Annotated in this window: 19 protein-coding genes; 10 read left to right on the top strand and 9 right to left on the bottom strand. The window is 72.0% G+C overall.

Translation table 11 applies throughout. The features are described 5' to 3' along the window. Position 1: 1 nt before the first annotated feature. Together ACFYW5_RS25945 and ACFYW5_RS25940 are read left to right on the top strand one after the other, a co-directional pair. Positions 2-1597: an MFS transporter gene (locus ACFYW5_RS25945; RefSeq protein WP_389419475.1), complete on the top strand. Its 1596-nt coding sequence runs from the start codon at positions 2-4 to the stop codon at positions 1595-1597. Between the two features lie 89 nt (positions 1598-1686). Next, entirely contained in the window at positions 1687-2865 is a 1179-nt protein-coding gene (locus ACFYW5_RS25940) for an acyl-CoA dehydrogenase family protein (protein ID WP_389419474.1), read from the top strand. Positions 2866-2900: 35 nt separating this feature from the next. Here the strand turns inward: ACFYW5_RS25940 and ACFYW5_RS25935 are convergent, their stop codons facing one another. Further along, complete coding sequence (locus ACFYW5_RS25935) at positions 2901-3338, bottom strand: cell division protein SepF (RefSeq protein WP_389419473.1); 438 nt, start codon at positions 3336-3338, stop codon at positions 2901-2903. Positions 3339-3652: 314 nt separating this feature from the next. Between ACFYW5_RS25935 and ACFYW5_RS25930 the strand changes: the two genes are divergently transcribed. From ACFYW5_RS25930 to ACFYW5_RS25920, 3 genes are all read left to right on the top strand, one after another. Then, entirely contained in the window at positions 3653-4816 is a 1164-nt protein-coding gene (locus tag ACFYW5_RS25930; RefSeq protein ID WP_389419472.1) for a DUF5685 family protein, read from the top strand. 226 nt (positions 4817-5042) lie between these two features. After that, a complete protein-coding gene (locus ACFYW5_RS25925) occupies positions 5043-5951 on the top strand; it encodes a S1 family peptidase (RefSeq protein WP_389419471.1) in 909 nt (302 codons plus the stop codon). A 389-nt stretch (positions 5952-6340) separates the two neighbouring features. Beyond that, positions 6341-7423, top strand: a complete 1083-nt coding sequence (locus tag ACFYW5_RS25920; RefSeq protein ID WP_389419470.1) for a S1 family peptidase — start codon at positions 6341-6343, stop codon at positions 7421-7423. 107 nt (positions 7424-7530) lie between these two features. Here ACFYW5_RS25920 and ACFYW5_RS25915 read toward each other — a convergent pair whose 3' ends face one another. Next, positions 7531-8565: a DUF3533 domain-containing protein gene (locus ACFYW5_RS25915; RefSeq protein ID WP_389419469.1), complete on the bottom strand. Its 1035-nt coding sequence runs from the start codon at positions 8563-8565 to the stop codon at positions 7531-7533. A 133-nt stretch (positions 8566-8698) separates the two neighbouring features. Here ACFYW5_RS25915 and ACFYW5_RS25910 point away from each other — a divergent pair, with 133 nt between their 5' ends. Together ACFYW5_RS25910 and ACFYW5_RS25905 are read left to right on the top strand one after the other, a co-directional pair. Continuing rightward, a complete protein-coding gene (locus ACFYW5_RS25910; RefSeq protein WP_389419468.1) occupies positions 8699-12112 on the top strand; it encodes a DNA polymerase III subunit alpha in 3414 nt (1137 codons plus the stop codon). Beyond that, positions 12109-13083 (top strand): hypothetical protein, encoded by a 975-nt coding sequence (locus ACFYW5_RS25905; RefSeq protein ID WP_389419467.1) that lies wholly within the window; start codon positions 12109-12111, stop codon positions 13081-13083. The genes ACFYW5_RS25910 and ACFYW5_RS25905 overlap by 4 nt, the downstream gene beginning before the upstream one ends. Positions 13084-13121: 38 nt before the next feature. Here ACFYW5_RS25905 and ACFYW5_RS25900 read toward each other — a convergent pair whose 3' ends face one another. Then, a complete protein-coding gene (locus ACFYW5_RS25900) occupies positions 13122-13496 on the bottom strand; it encodes a cupin domain-containing protein (RefSeq protein ID WP_389419466.1) in 375 nt (124 codons plus the stop codon). Between the two features lie 124 nt (positions 13497-13620). On the opposite strand from ACFYW5_RS25900, the gene ACFYW5_RS25895 reads away from it, so the two are divergent. Continuing rightward, positions 13621-14064, top strand: coding sequence for a MarR family winged helix-turn-helix transcriptional regulator (locus tag ACFYW5_RS25895; protein ID WP_389419531.1), 444 nt, complete (start codon positions 13621-13623; stop codon positions 14062-14064). Between the two features lie 153 nt (positions 14065-14217). Then, entirely contained in the window at positions 14218-15078 is an 861-nt protein-coding gene (locus tag ACFYW5_RS25890; protein WP_389419465.1) for an esterase/lipase family protein, read from the top strand. Between the two features lie 56 nt (positions 15079-15134). Here ACFYW5_RS25890 and ACFYW5_RS25885 read toward each other — a convergent pair whose 3' ends face one another. The 4 genes from ACFYW5_RS25885 to ACFYW5_RS25870 form a co-directional block, all read right to left on the bottom strand. Continuing rightward, positions 15135-16172: a lytic polysaccharide monooxygenase gene (locus ACFYW5_RS25885; protein ID WP_389419464.1), complete on the bottom strand. Its 1038-nt coding sequence runs from the start codon at positions 16170-16172 to the stop codon at positions 15135-15137. A gap of 262 nt (positions 16173-16434) precedes the next feature. Next, positions 16435-16572 (bottom strand): hypothetical protein, encoded by a 138-nt coding sequence (locus ACFYW5_RS25880; RefSeq protein WP_389419463.1) that lies wholly within the window; start codon positions 16570-16572, stop codon positions 16435-16437. Between the two features lie 202 nt (positions 16573-16774). Next, a complete protein-coding gene (locus ACFYW5_RS25875) occupies positions 16775-17275 on the bottom strand; it encodes a DUF402 domain-containing protein (RefSeq protein ID WP_389419462.1) in 501 nt (166 codons plus the stop codon). Then, complete coding sequence (locus ACFYW5_RS25870; RefSeq protein WP_389419461.1) at positions 17256-18188, bottom strand: GNAT family N-acetyltransferase; 933 nt, start codon at positions 18186-18188, stop codon at positions 17256-17258. Before ACFYW5_RS25870 ends, ACFYW5_RS25875 begins: the two co-directional genes overlap by 20 nt. Positions 18189-18259: 71 nt before the next feature. Between ACFYW5_RS25870 and ACFYW5_RS25865 the strand changes: the two genes are divergently transcribed. Then, positions 18260-18628 carry a GntR family transcriptional regulator gene (locus ACFYW5_RS25865; protein WP_389419460.1) on the top strand — a complete coding sequence of 123 codons (369 nt, stop codon included), beginning with the start codon at positions 18260-18262 and terminating at the stop codon, positions 18626-18628. 1 nt (position 18629) lies between these two features. Here the strand turns inward: ACFYW5_RS25865 and ACFYW5_RS25860 are convergent, their stop codons facing one another. Further along, positions 18630-19400 carry a DUF72 domain-containing protein gene (locus ACFYW5_RS25860; protein ID WP_389419459.1) on the bottom strand — a complete coding sequence of 257 codons (771 nt, stop codon included), beginning with the start codon at positions 19398-19400 and terminating at the stop codon, positions 18630-18632. 15 nt (positions 19401-19415) lie between these two features. Further along, complete coding sequence (locus ACFYW5_RS25855) at positions 19416-20510, bottom strand: DUF5925 domain-containing protein (protein ID WP_389419458.1); 1095 nt, start codon at positions 20508-20510, stop codon at positions 19416-19418. Positions 20511-20639: the final 129 nt, after the last annotated feature.

Raw genomic sequence — 20639 nt, 5'->3', positions numbered from 1 at the left:
CATGTCCGGGACGACCACGGCCGCTGCGCTGCGCCGTCGGGCGGCCGGGGCCGGTGCCAACCGCTGGGTCGTCCTCGTGGTCCTCTGCGCCAGCCTGCTGCTGGTCGCCGTCGACGCCACCGTGCTGCACGTGGCGGTGCCCGCCGTCACCGAGGACCTCAGGCCCGGCGGTATAGAACTGCTCTGGATCGTCGACGTCTACCCCCTCGTCTGCGCCTCGCTGCTGATCCTCTTCGGCACGCTGGGCGACCGCGTGGGCCGCAGACGGATCCTGCTCCTCGGATACGCCCTGTTCGGCGTCGCCTCCGCGCTGGCCGCCCTCGCCGACACCGCCCAGGTGCTGATCGCGGCGCGGGCGCTGCTCGGGGTCGGCGGCGCGATGATCATGCCGGCCACCCTCTCGATCCTCCGCCAGGTCTTCCCCGACCGGCGTGAGCGCGCGCTCGCCATCGGCATCTGGAGCGCGGTCGCCGCGGTCGGCGCGGCCGTCGGACCGCTGCTCGGCGGCTTCCTGCTGGAGCACTTCTGGTGGGGCTCGGTCTTCCTCGTCAACATCCCCCTGATGCTGGTCAGCCTGCCGGTGGGCCGGCTGCTGCTGCCCGAGTCCAAGGGCGACGGCCGCGGTCCCTGGGACGTGGTCGGCGCGCTGATGGCGGCGGCCGGCCTCTTCGGGGCCGTGCTCGGTGTCAAGCGGCTCGGCGGCGGCGACTTCGACGGCGCCGGCGTGCTGCCCCTGCTGGTGGGCGCCGCCCTGCTGGTCCTGTTCGTCCGACGCCAGCGGCGCCGCGCGCATCCCCTGGTGGACCTGCGGATGTTCGCCCGCCCCGCGTTCAGCACCTCGGTGGGCTGCATCGTGCTGGCGATGCTCGCGCTGGTCGGCCTGGAGTTGATCGCGGCGCAGTATCTGCAACTGGTGCTCGGCCTGTCGCCGCTGGAGACCGGGCTGCGGCTGCTGCCGCTGACCTTCGCGGCGATGGGTGCGGGGCTCGCCGGAGCGCGGATGCTGCGCCGGTTCGGGCCGCGGCGGATGGTGTGCTCGGGGTTCTGTCTGACGGCGTTCGCGGTGGTGCTGCTGACGGCGATGGGCGGCACGGACGATCCCGCGCTGATGCTGTCCGGGTTCGTCCTGCTGGGCTTCGGTCTGGAGACCACGCTGTTCGGGGCGTACGAGTCGATGCTGAGCGAGGCACCGCCGGAGCAGGCGGGCGGCGCGGCGGCGATCGGCGAGACCTCCTACCAGCTGGGCGCGGGCATCGGCATCGCGCTGCTGGGCACCGTGATGAACGCGGCGTACGCGCCCGGTCTGTCCTCCGTGCCCGGCGTGCCCGCCTCCGCGTCCGCGTCCGCGAGTCATTCGCTGGGCGAGGCCTACGAGGTGGCCGGGCAGCTGGGCGGCGCCGCCGGGGAGACCCTGCGCGAGGCGGCGCGCAACTGCTTCGTCCACGGGCTGCATGTGACGCTGCTGGTCAGTGCCGGGCTGCTGCTGCTCGGCGCGGTGATGGCGCTGAGGCTGCCGCGCGCCATGAGCTGCGAGCCGACGGCCGCGGTGGAGGTCCCGGCGCCGCGCGAGGTCGCGGAGTCCCGGGTCACGGCCTGACCCCCTGGACGGGGTGGAAGACTGCGTCGTAACGTCGGCCTTCAACCCGTGACTAGCGCTGCTAGTTTTGAGCTGCCGGAGGGTCTCCCATGCCGTTGCCCCCGTTCGATCCCGCCGATCCGCTGGGGATCGACGACCTCCTTCAGCCCGAGGACCTCGCGGTCCGCGACACCGTACGCCGCTGGGCCGCCGACCGCGTCCTGCCGTACGTGGCCGAGTGGTACGAGACCGGGGAAGTGCCCGGCATCCGTGAACTGGCCCGTGAGCTCGGCTCCATCGGCGCCCTCGGGATGTCGCTGAGCGGCTACGGCTGCGCGGGCGCCTCCGCCGTCCAGTACGGGCTCGCCTGTCTGGAGCTGGAGGCCGCCGACTCCGGCATCCGGTCCCTGGTCTCGGTGCAGGGCTCCCTCGCCATGTACGCCATCCACCGCTACGGCAGCGAGGAGCAGAAGCAGAACTGGCTGCCCCGGATGGCCTCCGGCGAGGTCATCGGCTGCTTCGGGCTCACCGAGCCGGACCACGGCTCCGACCCCGCCTCCATGCGGACGTACGCCAAACGCGACGGCGGCGACTGGGTCCTGACGGGCCGCAAGATGTGGATCACCAACGGATCCGTCGCCGGGGTCGCCGTCGTCTGGGCGCAGACCGAGGACGGCATCCGCGGTTTCGTCGTGCCGACGGACAGCCCCGGCTTCTCGGCCCCCGTGATCAAGCACAAGCTGTCCCTGCGCGCCTCGGTGACGAGCGAGCTGGTGCTGGACGAGGTGCGGCTGCCCGCCGACGCGGTCCTGCCCGAGGTCACCGGCCTGCGCGGACCGCTCAGTTGCCTCTCGCACGCGCGCTACGGCATCGTCTGGGGTTCCATGGGCGCGGCTCGCTCCTGTTTCGAGACCGCGGTCGAGTACGCGAAGTCACGGGAGCAGTTCGGGCGGCCCATCGGTGGCTTCCAGCTCACCCAGGCCAAACTCGCCGACATGGCGGTCGAACTGCACAAGGGGATTCTGCTCGCCCACCATCTGGGGCGGCGCATGGACGCCGGCCGCCTGCGTCCCGAGCAGGTCAGCTTCGGCAAGCTCAACAACGTCCGGGAGGCCATCGACATCTGCCGTACGGCGCGGACGATCCTCGGTGCCAACGGGATCTCGCTGGAGTACCCGATCATGCGGCACGCGACGAACCTCGAATCGGTGCTCACCTACGAGGGCACCGTCGAGATGCACCAGCTCGTGCTGGGCAAGGCGCTCACCGGACTCGATGCCTTCCGGTGAACCCCGAGGGGGCAGGGCCGGCGATCGGCCCTGCCTCAGCTCTGATTGAAGAAACCGTCCGTCCGGTGGGCGGCCGGCTCACCGTTGATGATCTCCGTGTCGGCCGGGGTCAGCAGGAACACCCGGGTGGAGACGCGCTCGATGGAACCGCGCAGACCGAAGATCAGGCCGGCCGCGAAGTCCACGACGCGCTTGGCGTCGCCGGCCTCCATGGCCGTGAGGTTCATGATGACCGGGACACCGTCCCGGAACAGCTCGCCGATGGCCCGGGCGTCCCGGAAGCTGTCCGGGGTGACCGTGCCGATCCGGCGGCCCTTCTCCTCGGCGACGTCGGCCGCCACCTTGACCCTCGGGTCGGTGACCCAGGCATCCCCGGAATCGGTCCCCTCGGAGTAGTCGTCGTCGTAGTAACGCTCGTCATCGTTGTCGTCAACGAGGCCCAGCCAGGCACTCGCCTTGCGCACCGATCCCATGGACGCCTCCTCTCACAGCGGTCTTGCTTGCTTTCCGCATCCCTATGGTCATCCATGATGCGGACGGCGCGCCAAGTGAATAGACGCCGCGCGGGGGGTTTGTGACGGTACTGGTGCACAGCGCATACGTCGAGAGCCCAAGCGCGCCAAGGGGCCTGCCACGCATGGCTGCTGACTGTGAGTGAAATATGATTCTTCGCGGCGTATGGGTGAGGCGCGGGGCGTACGGGTGAAGCGGGAGGGTGTGAAAGCGGCCACGGAGGTGGCCGATACGATGCGGCGGCTCAATGTCGTACGAACCACGGGGGAGCGTCGTGTTCGGAATAGTCAGGCCCTGCCGCCATCGGCTCGGGGAGCGTCTCGCCGGTCAGTGGATGGCTCATCTGTGCGGTCTCTGCCTGGCGTTGCGCGGGGACCACGGGCAGTTCGCACGGGTGGTGACGAACTACGACGGGCTGCTGATCTCCGTTCTGACGGAGGCTCAGGCCGGTGCGGACGAAGGGCTGCGGCGTACGGCCGGGCCGTGTCCGCTGCGCGGGATGCGGACCGCGTCCGTCGCGCGCGGGGAGGGGGCACGGCTGGCGGCGGCGGTGTCGCTGGTGCTGGCCTCCGCGAAGGTACGTGACCATCTCGCCGACGGGGACGGCCTGCTGGCGCGCAAGCCGGTGGCGGTGGCCGCGCGCCGGGTCGCTTCCAGCTGGGGCGCCGCGGGGGCGCGCGGTGGCCTTGCCGTGGGGTTCGACACCGGGCTGCTGGTCGACGCGGTGGACCGGCAGGTCGGGATCGAGGCGCTGGCCGGGCCGGAGACCTCGCTGCTGGTGGTGACCGAGCCGACCGAGACGGCGACGGCGGCGGCCTTCGCGCATACGGCGGTGCTGGCGGGGCGTCCGCTCAACGCCGAGCCGCTCGCCGAGGCGGGGCGGCTGTTCGGGCGGCTGGCGCATCTGCTGGACGCCGTGGAGGACAGGGAGGCCGACGCGGCGTCGGGGGCGTGGAATCCGCTGACCGCTACGGGGACGTCCCTGGCGGAGGCCCGGCGGCTGGCCGATGACGCGCTGCACGGGATCCGGCTGGCGCTGCGCGAGGTGTCCTTCACCGATCCGAAGCTGGCGCATCTGCTGCTGGTGCACGAGCTGCGTCGGTCGGTGGACCGGGCGTTCGGCGGCCCGTCGTGCTCGCACATGGCGGGGCCGTACGCGCCGCCCGGGGGTCCGGGTGGCCCGCCGCTGCCCCCGGAGCCGCCTCGGCGGGATCGCCGGGGACTGCTCGCGGGGTGCGCCGTATGGGCCGGATTGGCTTGTACCTGTCAGATGTGTTGCGGGGAATTCGAGGACCCCTGGTCGCGGCAGCGCCGGGAAGGGCTCTGCAACAGTTGCGATTGCAGCGGGTGCGGCGACTGCTGCAGCTGCTGCGATTGTTGCGGGAACTGCTGTGACAGCTGCGGCTGCGACGGCTGCGATTGTGGGTGCAACTGCTGAGCGGAGCCGCCGTCGAACGCCCGCAACCAGGGCGGCAGCGCAGGTCGTTCAAAAATTGACGGCCGAAAGGCGCTCTTGCGCGGGCCGGGCGTGCCGCCGAATACTCCCCCACAGCGCTTGTCAGGGGCACGGCGTGTTCGGAATCCGGACACCCCGGCTCCTGGCTGCGCCTCACGGGCCCGAAACCCCACGAGGGCCCCCGACTTCCCATGTGGAGGAACGAAAAGTGAGGATCAAGCGCACCACCCCCCGCAGTGGCATGACGAGACGGACCCGGCTGATCGCCGTATCGACCGGCCTCGTAGCCGCAGCAGCCGTCGCGATCCCCAGCGCGACCGCGGCCGACGCCCCCGCCACCTTCAGCTCCGCCGAGCTGAAGAGCGCGAGCAGCTCCGTGCTCAAGGCCGACGTGCCGGGCACCGCCTGGGCCGTCGACAGCAAGACCAACCGGGTCGTCGTCACCGTCGACAGCACGGTCTCCAAGGCCGAGATCGCCAAGATCCGCCAGCAGGCGGGCGGCGACGCCGACGCCCTGACCATCAAGCACACCCCGGGCAAGTTCCAGAAGTACATCGCGGGCGGCGACGCCATCTATTCGGGCACCGGCCGCTGCTCCCTCGGCTTCAACGTCCGCAACAGCGCGGGCGCCGACTACTTCCTGACCGCCGGTCACTGCACCGACGGCGCGGGCACCTGGTACGCCAACTCGGGCCGTACGACGGTCCTCGGACCGACCGCCGGTTCCAGCTTCCCGACGAACGACTACGGTCTGGTGCGCTACACCAACACCTCGATCGCCAAGTCGGGCACCGCCGGCAACACGGACATCGTCCGGGCGGCCAACCCGAGCGTGGGCACCAGCGTCATCCGTGACGGCTCCACCACCGGTATCCGCACCGGCCGGGTCACCGCTCTCAACGCGACCGTCAACTACGGTGGCGGTGACGTCGTCTACGGCATGATCCAGACCAACGTCTGCGCCGAGCCCGGCGACTCCGGTGGCCCGCTCTACGGCAGCAACGGCACCGCGTACGGTCTGACCTCCGGCGGCAGCGGCAACTGCTCCTCCGGCGGCACGACCTTCTTCCAGCCCGTCGTGGAGGCCCTGAACGCCTACGGGATGAGCGTCCACTAGAGACACCCCGCTCTCCGCTCCGCAGCCGGCAGCAACCGAGCCCCCGCACGCAGTGCCGTGCGGGGGCTCACCCATGTCCGAGGCGCGAAGGGCGATTTCAGGACAGGAGCAGACCTCACGCGCCGCATACGAGTTACTCGCTCGTAGTGTTTGCAGTGCGAAGCCGCCTGGGGTGACCGTGCACGGTCAAGGCGGCGGGGGTGCGGTGTGGTGGCCGTGTGCACGTCCGGAAGTCGACCTTGTGTGCGGCCTGTGCGCCTCGGAATAGTAGGCGCCGATCAACCGGCACGGACGCGGCTTTTTGCTGTACGCCGCCTCCGTGTCCGTACGCCTTCCGGTTCGCGGGGCCCCCACAGCCTCCGGACCGACCCCCCACAGGAGGACGTGAGTTGAAGCACCGACGCATACCCAAGCGGCGGGCCGCCGCGGCAGGTGCGGGCATCGCCGCACTGGTGGCCGCGGGTGTCACCTTCCAGACTGCGAACGCCAGTGAGCCCTCGCCGGACGCCACGCCCGAGACCCTGTCGGTCACGGCGGCCGGAAAGCTCGCCTCGACGCTGGTCGAGGATCTCGGGACCGCCGCGGCCGGCACCTACTACGACGCGCAGGACAAGAACCTCGTCGTGAACGTGCTGGACAAGGCCGCGGCCGAAACCGTCGAGGCGGCCGGCGCCGAGGCGCGGGTCGTGGCGAACTCCCTGGCGGAGCTCAGGAGCGCGCGCGGCACGCTCAAGCAGGACGCGACCATTCCGGGCACCTCCTGGGTGACCGACCCGACCACCAACAGAATCGTCGTCACGGCCGACCGCACGGTCTCCGACGCCGAGTGGCGCAAGCTCGGCGAGGTCGTCGACGGGCTCGGATCGGTGGCGGAACTCCAGCGCACCAAGGGGGAGTTCAAGCCCTTCATCGCGGGCGGTGACGCCATCACCGACGGCAGCGGCCGGTGCTCCCTCGGCTTCAACGTGGTCAAGGGCGGTGAGCCGTACTTCCTGACCGCGGGGCACTGCACCGAGGGCATCACCAACTGGCGGGACGCGCAGGGGAACGCGCTCGGGGCCAACGAGGTGTCCAGCTTCCCGGACAACGACTACGGCCTGGTCAAGTACGCGGGTGAGGTCGAGCACCCGAGCGAGGTCAACCTCTACAACGGTTCCACGCAGGCGATCTCCGGTGCGGCCGAGGCCACGGTCGGCATGGAGGTCACCCGGAGCGGCTCGACCACGCAGGTGCACTCGGGGAGGGTGACCGGGCTCGACGCCACGGTGAACTACGGCAACGGGGACATCGTCAACGGGCTGATCCAGACCGATGTCTGTGCCGAGCCCGGGGACAGTGGCGGCTCGCTGTTCTCCGGTGACAAGGCGATCGGTCTCACGTCCGGGGGGAGCGGTGACTGCACCTCCGGCGGGGAGACGTTCTTCCAGGCGGTGACGGAGGCGCTGTCCGCGACGGGTACGCAGATCGGCTGACGGTTCTTTCCGCTTCGTGAAGTCCCGCCCCTTGCGCGAGGGGCGGGGCTTTTGCGTGCGGCGGGTGTCTGTCGTTCGTGGCGGGTGTGTGTCCCTTTCTGGCGGGGCTACCTTGCCTCCGTCGGTAGTCGTTCGTCCTTCCGCTTCTTGCGCCGCGTTGCCGCCAGCAGGGTGATCGCGATGCCTGCCGCCGCCCAGGCCGACAGGACCAGCAGGGCGGCCGTCGTGGCGTTGCCGTCGAAGTAGGCGATCGAGCGGGCCACCCAGGTGCCGGCGCCCGGGGGGAGCGCCGGGCCGATCGCCTGCCAGAACGGTGGCAGGAGCGGCAGCGGCAGGGCGCCGCCCGCGCTCGGGTTGCCCGCGATCACCACGAGCAGGATCGCCAGGCCGATGCCGACGATGCCGAAGACTCCCTGGAGGGCGAGCGTGGCCGCCCCCACCGCGAAGGTGACCAGGGCGCCGAGCCCCCACAGCGCCACGACGCTGCCGGGCAGCGCGTCCAGGATCGGCCCCACGATCACCGCACCGCCCAGCCCGCCGGCGATCGCCACCAGCGCCATCACGACCAGCCGGATCACCGCACGGCGCGGGTTGGCGGGCCGGGCGCCGGTACTGATGGCCAGGATCGAGGCGCACAGATAGCCCCCGACGCACCAGCCGACGACCACGTAGAAGGACGACAGCCCGTCGAAGTCGTCCGGTGAGGCCGGGGCCACGTCCACCGTCCGGAGGGTCCGCTGCTGGGAGGACTCCAGGGTGGTGAGGTACCGCTCCAGGGTGGTGGCGAGGACGGCGCCGCCGCCGCTCGCGACCAGGAGGGTGTCGGTGGTCCGGGCCGGGTCGACGATCAGCGCCCCGTCGATGTCCCGGTTCATGATCTGCTCCCGGGCCGTCGCCTCGTCGGCGACCGTGCGCGGGTCCAGCGGTGAGCCGGGCAGCCGGTCCAGCCGGGTCACCGCCTGCTCGGCCGCGGCCCCCGGCGCGACCACACCGAACGGCACGTCCTTCGCCTTCGGATCATGGAGGGCTCCCACATAGGACGCGATGAACAGCAGCTGGAGGGCGATCACGCCGAGGACGAGCAGCGTGGCACGCGGGGTGACCGCGTCCTTCACCTCACCGAGAAAGCCGTTCTGTGTCATGTCCCCACAGTCCGAGGGGGAGGGCGTTTCCGCAGGTGGGGGAGGGCCGAACGGTTGTCGTACAAGCGTTCGAGTTTTGGTCTATGGTGGAGATGAGGCAGTCGGGAACTGATGTTCGATATCGGAGGTGTGGATGCCCGGGTTCACGCATCTGCACACCGTCTCCGGGTTCTCCCTGCGCTACGGCGCCTCGCATCCGGAGCGGCTGGCCGAGCGTGCCGCCGAACGGGGCATGGACGCCCTCGCCCTCACCGACCGCGACACCCTCGCGGGCACGGTCCGCTTCGCCAAGGCCTGCGCGAAGGCGGGGGTGCGCCCCCTGTTCGGCACGGAGCTGGCGGTGGAGCCCGTCGAGCCCCTGCGGGAGGAGAAGCGCCGCGCCCCGGTGCGCGGGGGCGCCTTCGTCGACGAGTCGACACCCCGGGTCGCCTTCCTCGCCCGGGACGGCGCCCGCGGCTGGGCCGACCTCTGCAGAATCGTCACCGCATCGCACGCCGGCGACGGCTCACCGCTGCTGCCCCGGGCCGCCAACCGGGGCGACGGCCTGACCGTTCTGCTCGGTCCCGACTCCGACGTCGGCCGCGCCCTCGCCGCCGGCCGCCCCGACCGCGCGGCCCGGCTGCTGGCCCCCTGGCGGGAGGTCTACGGCGACGCGCTGCGCCTGGAAACCGTCTGGCACGGCCGCAACGGCACCGGACCCGGCTCCCTGCGCCTTGCCGCGCGTACCGTCGGCTTCGCCGCCGAGCAGGGGATCCGGCCGGTGCTCAGCAACGCCGTCCGCTACGCCGACCCCGGCCAGGGCCCGGTCGCCGACGTCCTGGACGCCGCCCGCCGGCTCGTCCCCATCGACCCCACCAAGGAACTGGACTCCGGTGAGGCCTGGCTCAAGGACCCCGGGGCCATGCTGCACGCCGCCGAGCGGATCGTGGAGGCCGCGGGCTTCCGGCGCGACACCGCCCACCGGCTGCTGGAGCAGACGCGGGCGACGGCCGCCGAGTGCCTGGTCGACCCCGAGGACGACCTCGGCATCGGCACCGTCCACTTCCCCGAACCGCACCTCGTCGGCGCGGGGCACCGTACCGCCCAGCGGGTGCTCGCCTCCCGGGCGGCGGCGGGCATGGTGCGCAAGGGGTATGCCGGCCGGCGCGCCTACTGGGAGCGGATGCACCGGGAGCTGGACATCATCGCCCATCACGGCTTCGCCACCTACTTCCTGACGGTCGCTCAAGTGGTGGACGACGTACGGGACATGGGCATCCGAGTCGCCGCGCGCGGCTCCGGCGCGGGCTCGCTCGTCAACCATCTCCTCGGCATCGCGCAGGCCGACCCCGTCGAGCACGGGCTGCTGATGGAGCGCTTCCTGTCCAAGCGCCGGCTCGTCCTGCCCGACATCGACATCGACGTGGAGTCCGCCCGCCGTCTGGAGGTCTACCGCGCGATCATCGGCCGGTTCGGCACCGAGCGGGTGGCGACGGTCGCGATGCCGGAGACCTACCGGGTGCGCCACGCCATCCGGGACGTGGGCGCGGCCCTGTCGATGGACCCCGCCGACATCGACCGCATCGCCAAGTCCTTCCCGCACATCCGGGCCCGCGACGCCCGGGCCGCGCTGGCGGAACTGCCCGAACTGCGCGCGCTGGCGGGGGAGAAGGAGAAGTACGGGCGGCTGTGGGAGCTGACCGAGGCCCTGGACGCCCTGCCGCGCGGAGTCGCCATGCACCCCTGCGGCGTGCTCCTCTCCGACGCCTCCCTGCCCGCCCGTACGCCGGTCATGCCGACCAGTGGCGAGGGCTTTCCCATGGCGCAGTTCGACAAGGACGACGTGGAGGACCTCGGGCTGCTCAAGCTGGACGTGCTCGGGGTGCGGATGCAGTCGGCGATGGCGCACGCGGTCGCGGAGGTGGAGCGGGCGACGGGGGAGCGGATCGACCTGGACGGAGTGGCGCCGGGCGATCCGGCGACGTACGAACTCATCCGCTCCACCGAGACGCTCGGCTGCTTCCAGATCGAGTCGCCGGGGCAACGGGATCTGGTCGGGCGGCTTCAGCCGGCCACCTTCCACGATCTCGTCGTCGACATCTCGCTCTTCCGGCCGGGGCCGGTCGCCGCCGACATGGTGCGGCCGTTCATCGAGGCCCGGCACGGGCGGGCGCCGGTCCGCTGTCCGCACCCGGATCTGGAGGAGCCGCTGAAGGGGACGTACGGAGTCGTCGTCTTCCATGAGCAGATCATCGACATCGTCGACATCATGACCGGCTGCGGACGCGCCGAGGCGGACCGGGTGCGGCGCGGGCTCTCCGACCCGGAGTCGCAGGGGCGGATCCGGTTCTGGTTCGCGCAGCACGCGGCGGCCAAGGGGTACGACGCCGAGACGATCCAGCGGACCTGGGAGATCGTCGAGGCCTTCGGGTCGTACGGCTTCTGCAAGGCGCACGCGGTCGCCTTCGCCGTACCGACGTACCAGTCGGCCTGGCTGAAGGCGCACCACCCGGCCGCCTTCTACGCCGGGCTGCTCACCCACGACCCCGGGATGTACCCGAAGCGGCTGCTGCTGGCGGACGCGCGGCGGCGGGGGGTGCCGATCCTGCCGTTGGACGTGAACCGGTCCGCGGTCGCCCACCGTATCGAACTGGTGTCTGAATCCCCGGCGGTGTGGGGGCTGCGGCTCGCCCTCTCCGACGTGCACGGCATCAGCGAGGCCGAGGCGGCGCGGATCGCGGCCGGGCAGCCCTACGCCTCCCTGCTGGACTTCTGGGAGCGGGCGCGGCCGAGCCGGCCCCTGGCCGGACGGCTCGCGCGGGTCGGCGCGCTGGACGCCTTCGGCGCCAACCGGCGTGATCTGCAACTGCACTTGACCGAGCTGCACCGGGGAGCGCGCGGGGCGGGCGGTGGCCAGCTCCCGCTGGCGGGCGGGCGGAAGACCGCGCCCGCCGGGCTGCCCGATCTGTCCTCCGCCGAGAAGCTCAGCGCCGAGCTGGGTGTGCTGTCCATGGACGCCTCGCGCAATCTGATGGACGACCACCGGGAGTTCCTGGAGGAGTTGGGCGTGGTCAGCGCGCGCCGGCTGCGCGAGGCGCGGCACGGGGAGACGGTGCTGGTGGCGGGCGCCAAGGCGGCCACCCAGACGCCGCCGATCCGGTCCGGCAAGCGGGTCATCTTCTCCACTCTCGACGACGGCACGGGCCTGGTCGACCTCGCCTTCTTCGACGACTCCCACGACGCCTGCGCGCACACCGTCTTCCACTCCTGGCTGCTGCTGGTGCGCGGGGTCGTCCAGCGGCGCGGGCCGCGCAGCCTCAGCGTGGTGGGCGCCGCCGCGTGGAACCTCGCCGAGCTGGCCGAACTGCGGGCGCAGGGCGGCCTCGACGTGGTCGCGGCGCGGCTCGCGGAGCCCGTGCCCGAGGGAAGGGGCGACGCCACCGGCGGCCGGCGCATCCAGCTGCCGACCGGATACGAGATGCATCCGTGGGCCGATCTGCGTCCCGCGGGTCAGGAGCCCTCGCAGACAAGGAAGTTGTGGCACCAGAGTCCGGGGAGTGCGGGATGACCATCCTCTGCGTACGTTTCCACCTGCCGCCGATGTACGAGGCGGCGCTGCCCGGCCTGCTCGGGTTGCTGGAGGAGTTCACGCCCGTCGTCGAGGCGTTGCCGCCGGACGGGGCGCTGGCCGATCTGCGGGGTGCCGAGCGGTACTTCGGGCGCAGCGCGGTGGAGCTGGCCTCGGTGATCCGGGTACGGGCGCTCGCCCGGTACGGCGTGGACTGTGTGATCGGGGCGGGGCCGGGGACGATGCTGGCGCGGATGGCGCTGCGGGAGGCCCGGCCCGGGGTGACCTGTGCCGTCCCCGAGGAGCGGGACGGCGTGGTGGAGTTCCTCGCGGACAAGCCCGTCACCGCGCTGCCGGGGGTCGGGACGGCCACGGCCCGCACGCTGTGCGAGTACGGCCTGGACAGCCTCGGCCGGGTCGCCGCCGCGCCACTCTCCACGCTTCAGCGGCTGGTCGGCGCGAAGGCGGGGCGCGAGCTGCACGAGAAGGCGAACGGGGTGGACCGCGGGCGGGTGGTGCCGAACGGGGCGGCGCGCTCCCTCGTCACCGAACGGCCCTTCGAACGCGACGAGTTGGATGCCGACCGGCACCGTCGCGCGCTGCTCTCGGCGGCGGAGGAGCTGGGGGCCCGGCTGCGGGCGCTGGACAAGGTGTGCGGGACGCTGACGCTGACCGTGCGGTACGCGGACCGGTCGGCGACGACGCGCAGCCGGTCGCTGAAGGAGCCGACCGCGCACTCCGCCGCGCTGACCCGGGTGGCGTACGGGATGTACGAGGGGCTGGGGCTGCAGCGCGCCCGGGTGCGGGTGCTGGCGCTGCGGGCGGAGGGGCTCGACCCCGCCGAGCAGGCCTCCCATCAGCTCAGCTTCGACCCTGTCGACGAGAAGGTCCGCAGGATCGAGGAGGTCGCGGACCGGGCCCGGGCGAAGTTCGGCCCCCGGGCGATCATGCCGGGGACGCTGGCGGCGTGAGCGGCCAGGGTGCGCTCCGAACTGTTGTCGGCTCGGGGCTAGTTGGCCCACGGGGGCGTGAGGCGGGTGCCGTCGGGCAGGTCCGCCGTCAGGCCGATGGAGGTGGTGACCCACGTCAGGGCGGTCTGCTCGGTCGGGTTCTCGACGGCCAGGGTCGCGCCCGGGTTGATGATCAGGGTGTCGCCCGCCGTGATGTCGGTCGTGGTGCCGTCCAGCGTGATCCGCAGGTTGCCGATCAGGACGTGCAGGATCTCCTCCCGGTTCACGGTGTGCGCCGGTGCCTTCGTGCCCGGCGGGATCTCGCCGCGCCAGGCGCACAGCTCCTTGCTGCCGGTGCGGGGTGTGGCGTACGAGACGAAACGGGCGCCGTGGATCTCGTGGGTGACGGCGTCGGTCGAGCGGATGACGGGCATGGATCTCCCCCTGGGAAAGCGAATGGTCAAGTGGGTTGACTGGTTGTGCAGCACCTATAGTCAAGCTGCTTGACCTTTTCGTCAAGGGTGTTTCAATGCTTGCGTGCAGAACTCCGATGCTCCCCTGCAGAACTCCGAGGCCCTCTCCCTGTCCTTCGCGCTGCTCGCCACCGCGGGTGAGCTGGTGCGACGGATCAACGACGGGGTGGTCGCACGCGGTTTCGAGGGGAGGTCCGCCTACGGGTTCGCGTTCACCCGGATCGCGGCGGGCGGGGCCACCGTCACCGACCTCGCCGGGCATCTCGGGGTCACCAAGCAGGCCGCGAGCCAGCTGGTGGACGAGCTCGTGCGCAAGGGGTACGTCGAGCGGCGGCCCCACCCGCGGGACGCGCGCGCCCGGCTGCTGGTCCTGACCGAGCGCGGGTGGGCCCATACACGGGCCGCGGAGGAGGCGGCGGCGGACGTCGTGCGGGAGTGGAGCGCGGCGCTGGGGGAGGCGGAAGTACGCGCGCTGGGGGAGCGGTTGCTGCACATCGCCCCCAAGGGGCCGGTGCGCCCCTCCTGGTGAGGGCCCATCAACTACCACTGGAAGTTTTTACTGACGCGTAACTTCCCCCTTGAACTACTCACTCGTAACTTGACAAGTGAACCAGCATCCCGTGATCCGGATCACAGGGCGTAAGGCCATCGCACCTCCCTTGAGCCGCAAGGAGATCACCCGATGCTGCCCTGGAAGAGACTGCTCAGACCCCTGACCGCGCTGCTGCTGACCGCCGCGGTCGCCGTCGTCCCCGCCACCACCGCGCAGGCCGCCGAGGCGCCGAGCAGCGGATGGAACGACTACTCCTGCAAGCCGTCCGCCGCCCACCCCCGGCCCGTCGTCCTGGTGCACGGCACCTTCGGCAACTCCGTCGACAACTGGCTGGGCCTCGCGCCCTATCTGACCCAGCGCGGCTACTGCGTCTTCTCGCTCGACTACGGCCGGCTGCCGGGCGTGCCGTTCTTCCACGGCCTCGGCCCGATCGACAAGTCGGCGGAGCAACTGGACGCCTTCGTCGACAAGGTGCTCGCCGCGACCGGCGCCGCCGAGGCCGACCTCGTCGGCCATTCGCAGGGCGGCATGATGCCCCGCTACTACCTGCGGTTCCTCGGCGGAGCGGCCGAGGTGAACGCCCTCGTCGGCATCGCGCCGGACAACCACGGCACCGACCTGTCCGGCCTGACGAACCTGGTGCCGTACTTCCCCGGCGCCGAGGACCTGCTCTCCACCGCCACCCCCGCCCTCGCCGACCAGATCGCCGGCTCCGCGTTCCTCACCAAGCTGAACGAGGGCGGCGACACCGTCCCCGGCGTCCGCTACACGGTGATCGCCACCAAGTACGACCAGGTGGTCACGCCGTACCGCAGCCAGTTCCTCGACGGGGCGAACGTACGCAACGTCCTGCTCCAGGAGCTGTGCCCGGTGGACCTGTCCGAGCATCTGGCGATCGGTCTCTTCGACCGGATCGCCTTCCACGAGGTGGCCAACGCCCTCGATCCGGCGCGGGCCCGGCCCACCACCTGCGCGTCGGCGTTCAGTTGAGCCCGCCGGGGGCCTGACCGGCCTGAGCCGCCGGTCAGGCCCCCGGAGTCAAGGAGTCAGCGGCCGTGCCGGGCACCGCCGACCGCGCGCCGCCGGACCGACAGGAACAGGGCCGCCGCGCCGACGGCCAGCGCCCCGGCGCCGCCCATCGCGAGGTAGGAGGTGCTGCTGTCGCCGCCGGTCTCGGCGAGGTTCTCGGTGGCACCGGCCGCCTTCGGCTGGTTGGCGACGGCCTCCGGGGCCGCCTCGGTGGGCGCCGCCGTGGTCTCCGCGACCGGCTCGGCCGTGGTCTCGGCGTCCTGGTCGCCGTGGCCGTTGTGCTCGATCGTCGACTCGTCGGCGCCGTCCTCGATCTGCTCCTCGGAGGGCGCGGAGGCGATGGGCGCGGCGGGGGCCGCCTCTTCCGCCTCCTCCTCCGCGCCCTCCTCCGTCGTACCGCCGCCGCTCGTGGCGCCGAAGGTGACGTCCGAGCAGGAGTAGAACGCCTCCGGGCTGTCCGAGCGCTGCCACACCGCGTACAGGACCTGCTTGCCGGAACGGTTCGGCAGGGTGCCGGAGAAGGTGTAGAAGCCGCCGGACGCGGCCGGGTCGGTGACCGTCGCCACCGGGTTCTGCAGGTCCAGGTCGTCCCAGGCCAGCGGCTGGGCGGGGTCGTAGCCCTCCTTGGTGATGTACACGTTGAAGGTGCCCGTGTGCGGGGCGGTCACGCGGTACTTGAAGGTGTACGACCCGCTGCGCACGCCGGTGGCCGGCCAGTCGGCCCGGGCCAGGTCCAGGCCCTTGAACGCGTCGTTGCCCGCGCTGCACAGCTCGCCGTCGGCGATCAGCTCCTGGTGCCGGCCGCCGGCGTCGCCGATCCGGACGCCGTTCCAGTCGTAGAGCGCCTGGCTCCCCCCGGCCGCGACGGCCGCCTTGCACGCCGCGGACGCCGGACTCTCCGGGCCCTCCGCGTAGCACTGCGACACCCGGCTGACCGGGTCGCCCATCGAACCGTGCGCGGCGGCGGGCGCGGCGGCCAGCGCGGTCAGTGCGAGCGGCGCGACGCCGACCACGGCGACGGAGGCGGCGGTGGCGACCCTGCGGCGTGCGGGCATGAGGAACTCCTGGGGAACGGTCGTCGGTTGCTTGGCGGAAACCCGTGGGGTGATCAGCAAGCTAGCCCGAGAAAACCGTGAAATCGCCTGCTGGAGGCGGGTGGAGGAGATCCTTATGGTCCCTTTAAGGGAGTGCTCAGACTGCGCTCAGGTAGGCGCGCGGACCGCCTGTGCGCCGACAGCGAAGCCGTCCCCCCGACGCCCGGGGGCGGGCGCGGGAGGACGGCTGCTGGAGTTCGTGGCTGCTGGGGTGAAGGGCCGGTCAGCCGTCCGGCCACCATGTGCGCGCGATGTCCTTGCGGACCTCGGGTCGTCCCGCGGGACGATCGTCGGCCTCCTCGCCCGCCATCCGGCGCGAGTCCGTCTTCTTCAGGGGCTTCTGCACGGTCATGCGGCGCATGGCTGCCTCCTTCAGTGCCTACCGTGTTCCGCGTTGTCACGGAGGTAGACCCTTGTGCCGAGGGTTCCTCATCGGCGGCGTTCTGTCAGTGGCCGTTCTCACGATTCGACCGTGAGTGGCGCGCGTCAATCCTGGGCACGCATCCCGGAATTGTGACCCAAAGTGACTCACTGATGACGCTGCGCGAATCACGCCGGCCCGGTCAGGCCAGCAGTGCCTCGAAACCCCCCTCCACGGCCAGCTTCTCCAGAGTGTCGAGGGCGGCCAGTGCCGCGGCCGCCGCCTTGGGGTCCGATTCCCGCAGACCGCTCTCTTCGAACTCGTCCTCGTCCAGCCGTCGCACGTCCGTCCCGTCCGCCGAGCGCCACAGGTCCAGGTCGAGGTCCTCCACGGTCAGCTCCGTGCCGACGAGCGTCGCCGGGCGGGCGATGTCGCAGTACCAGCCCTTGAGGGTGCCGTGCGGGCCGCGTACCTCCATCACCGCGTACCAGCGGTCCCGCCAGTAGTACTCGGTGAAGACGTCACCCGGCTCGAAGCGCACGAACCCGAAGTCGCGGACCTTGGTGCCCGCGAAGTCCGCCCGCACGACGATCCGGGTGCCGTCGTCCTGGAGCAGCTCGGCGGGGTAGCGGATCTTCTGCCGGCCGCCCTTGAGCAGGACGACGTCCACCGTGGTTCCCGGCTCAGCCGAGTTCACGGACATAGCGCACCTCCGTCGCGCAGACCTCGTATCCGAACCACCGGTTGATCGCGAGCATCGGCTCGTTGCCGGTGTCGTTGCCGGTGAAAGCCTCCGTGTACCCGGCCGCGCGCGCCCGGTGCAGGGAGTCGTTCTTGGCGAGCTTGGCCAGGCCCCGGCCGCGGAAGGCGCGGGCCGTGCCGGTCATGCCGGTGTGGTACCGGGTGCCGCCGTCCGTGCGGGCGGCGGTGAAGGCGGCGGGCACGGAGTCCACCAGGGCGATCGTGGTCAGCTCCAGGCTGGTGAGCGGGTGGTGCCAGGTCTCCTCCAGCCACGACTCGTAGTCCGTGAGCTCGGCGGCGCCGGCCTCGCTGGGTTCGTCGGCCGTCGTCTCCGCGTCCAGCGCGTACACCGGGCGCGGATCGCCCGCGAAATCGGAGGCGGGGCGCAGTTCGACGCCGGGCGGGGGGCCCTGGAGCGGCGGAAGCGTGCCGTGCGCCAGGTCGAGCCGCAGGAAGTGGGCGGAACGGCCCACCCGGTAGCCGCGGGCCTCGGCGAAGGCCCGGTTGCCGGGCTCGTCCAGGACCCAGGCGAGCAGCCGGGTCGCGCCGAGACCGGCCAGATACTCCTCGGCGGCGCGGACCAGGAGCGCGCCCGCACCGCGGCGGGTGCGATCCGGGCGCACGTACACGTTGACGAAGCCCTGGACCGGACCGGGGTTCTCGTGCAGCAGGCCGACCTGCGCGGAGCCGATGATCTCGCCGTCCTCCTCCGCGACGAGCGGCCGGTAGCGGGCGTCGGGATGCAAGTGGGCGAGGTCGTGGGCCAGGGAGTCCGGGGTGATGAGGTAGAAGGGCAGCGCGCTGCGCCGGACAGCGGCGAAACCCTCCAGGTCAGCACGGACTCCGGGGCTGATCTCGCGCACGATGACGGTCATGGGGCGCACGTTACGGGCGGTCCGCACCCGTGTGCCTCTCATTTTCCCGCCGGTACGGGACAATCGGTGCCGTGACCTTGAAGATCCACATCGATGACAGCGCGCCGCCGTACGAGCAGGTGCGGGCCCAGATCTCCGAGCAGGCGCGGACCGGAGTGCTGCCGGTGGGGTACCGGCTGCCCACGGTGCGGGGCCTCGCGGAGTCGCTGGGGCTCGCCGCGAACACGGTCGCCAAGGCGTACCGGGCGCTGGAGACGGACGGCGTGATCGAGACCCGGGGTCGCAACGGAACCTTCGTGGCCGCGGCCGGCTCCGCCGCGGAACGGGAAGCCGCGGCGGCCGCCCAGGCGTACGCGGAGCGGGTGCGGCGGCTGGGGCTGGCCGAGGGGGACGCCCTGGACGCCGTACGGGACGCGCTGCGGGCGGCCTACGAGGAGTGATCTAGGAAGCGGGCACCCGGTCGGGCGTCCGGGTCACCGTCAGCCCCGCCTTCGCCGCCAGCCGGGCGAACACCGCCGCGTCCCGCACCGCCGCCCCTGTGGGGTCGTTGTTGAAGTACGCGTACACGTCCCGGCCGTCCGGCCAGGTGTCCGCGATCCGGGCCGCCCACGTCGCCAGCGACTGCCGGCCGTAGCGGGGCCACGGCTGGGCCCGGCCCTGGTGGAAGCGGACGTAGCCCCAGTCGGTGGTGCGCCACAGCGGGGTGACCGGGCGGGCCTGGATGTCCGCCCAGCACAGGGCCGCGCCCCGCGTCCGCAGGACCTCGCGCACCGACCGCGTCCACCACGAGTCGTGCCGCGGTTCCACCGCCACCCGGGTGCCGGACGGGAAGCAGGCGAGGCACGCGTCCAGCAGGCCCGGGTCCCCGCGCAGGGTCGGGGGGAGCTGGAGCAGCACCGGGCCCAGCCGGTCGCCCAGTCCCCGCGCGTGCGTCATCAGGCGGTCCACCGGCTCCTCCGGCTCCCGCAGCCGCTTGATGTGCGTCAGGTAGCGGCTCGCCTTCACCGCCACCACGAAGTCCCCGGGCACCCTCTCCCGCCACGACTCGAAGTTCTCCCGCGACGGCAGCCGGTAGAACGCGTTGTTGAGCTCGACCGTCGTGAAGTGGGCCGTGTACTCCTCCAGCCAGAGCCGCATCGGACAGCCCGGCGGGTACAGCACGTCCCGCCAGTCCTTGTACTGCCACCCCGAGGTGCCGACGTAGACGGTCATACCTTCATGAAAGCACTACAGGTACAGGCCCGCGTCCGCCCCCGGCCGCGGCTCCGGCAGGGACGTCGGGGAGGTGCCCCGACGCAGCGCGAACAGCTCCGCGAGGGTGGCGCCCTCGCGGCCCACGCCCTCCTCGGTGCCCAGCCAGCCCACCGCCTCGGTGCGGGTCAGCGGGCCGACCTCGATCCGGGCCAGACAGCGGCCGGGGCGGACCACGGCCGGGTGCAGGCGCTCCAGGTCCTCGTTCGTGGTGACGCCGACCAGGACGTTGCGGCCCTGCCCGAGCAGTCCGTCGGTGAGGTTCAGCAGCCGGGACAGCGCCTGGCCCGCGGTGTGCTTGGCCTCGCCGCGGATCAGTTCGTCGCAGTCCTCCAGGAGCAGCAGCCGCCAGCGTCCCTTGCCGGTGCCGTCCTCCTCGCCGATCGCGATGTCCATCAGATAGCCGACGTCGCTGAACAGCCGCTCGGGGTCCAAGACGCAGTCCACCTGGCACCAGTCCCGCCAGGACCGGGCGAGCGTGCGCAGCGCGGACGTCTTGCCGGTGCCCGGCGGGCCGTGCAGCAGGAGCAGCCGGCCCGCGATGTCCTCCGGGGTGGTCTTCATCAGGCGGTCCATCGCGTCCGCCACCGGTGCCGTGTAGTTGACGCGGACCTCGTCCCAGGTGCCGGCGGAGATCTGGCGGGTCGTGCGGTGCGGGCCGCGCCTGGGGGAGACGTACCAGAAGCCCATGGTCACGTTCTCCGGCTGCGGTTCGGGTTCGTCCGCCGCGCCGTCCGTGGCCTGGTCGAGGATCTTCTCGGCCAGCTCCGCGCTGGTCGCGGTGACCGTGACGTCGGCACCGCGGTTCCAGCGGGAGACCAGCACGGTCCAGCCGTCGCCCTCGGCGAGGGTCGCGCTGCGGTCGTCGTCGCGGGCCATCCGCAGCACCCGGGCGCCGGGCGGCATCAAGGTCGCGCCGGACCGTACGCGGTCGATGTTCGCCGCGTGCGAGTAAGGCTGCTCGCCCGTCGCGAAGCGGCCGAGGAACAGCGCGTCGACGACGTCGGACGGCGAGTCGCTGTCGTCGACGTTGAGCCGGATCGGCAGAGCGTCGTGTGGGTTCGCAGACATGCCGTCATGATCCGGCACGAACGCTCCTCGCGCACCGGAATTGCCCCGGACGCCGTCCCCGGGCAGGGCCGCGGAACTGTTCTCCGCAGAAGCCTGCCCTCGCGCCCGTCACCCCCGTACCGTTGCCCT

This window comes from Streptomyces sp. NPDC002779, from assembly GCF_042888685.1.
Lineage (GTDB): Bacteria > Actinomycetota > Actinomycetes > Streptomycetales > Streptomycetaceae > Streptomyces.
Note: the sequence above shows the minus strand (reverse complement) of the source record. Positions and strands in the feature narration are given on the sequence as shown.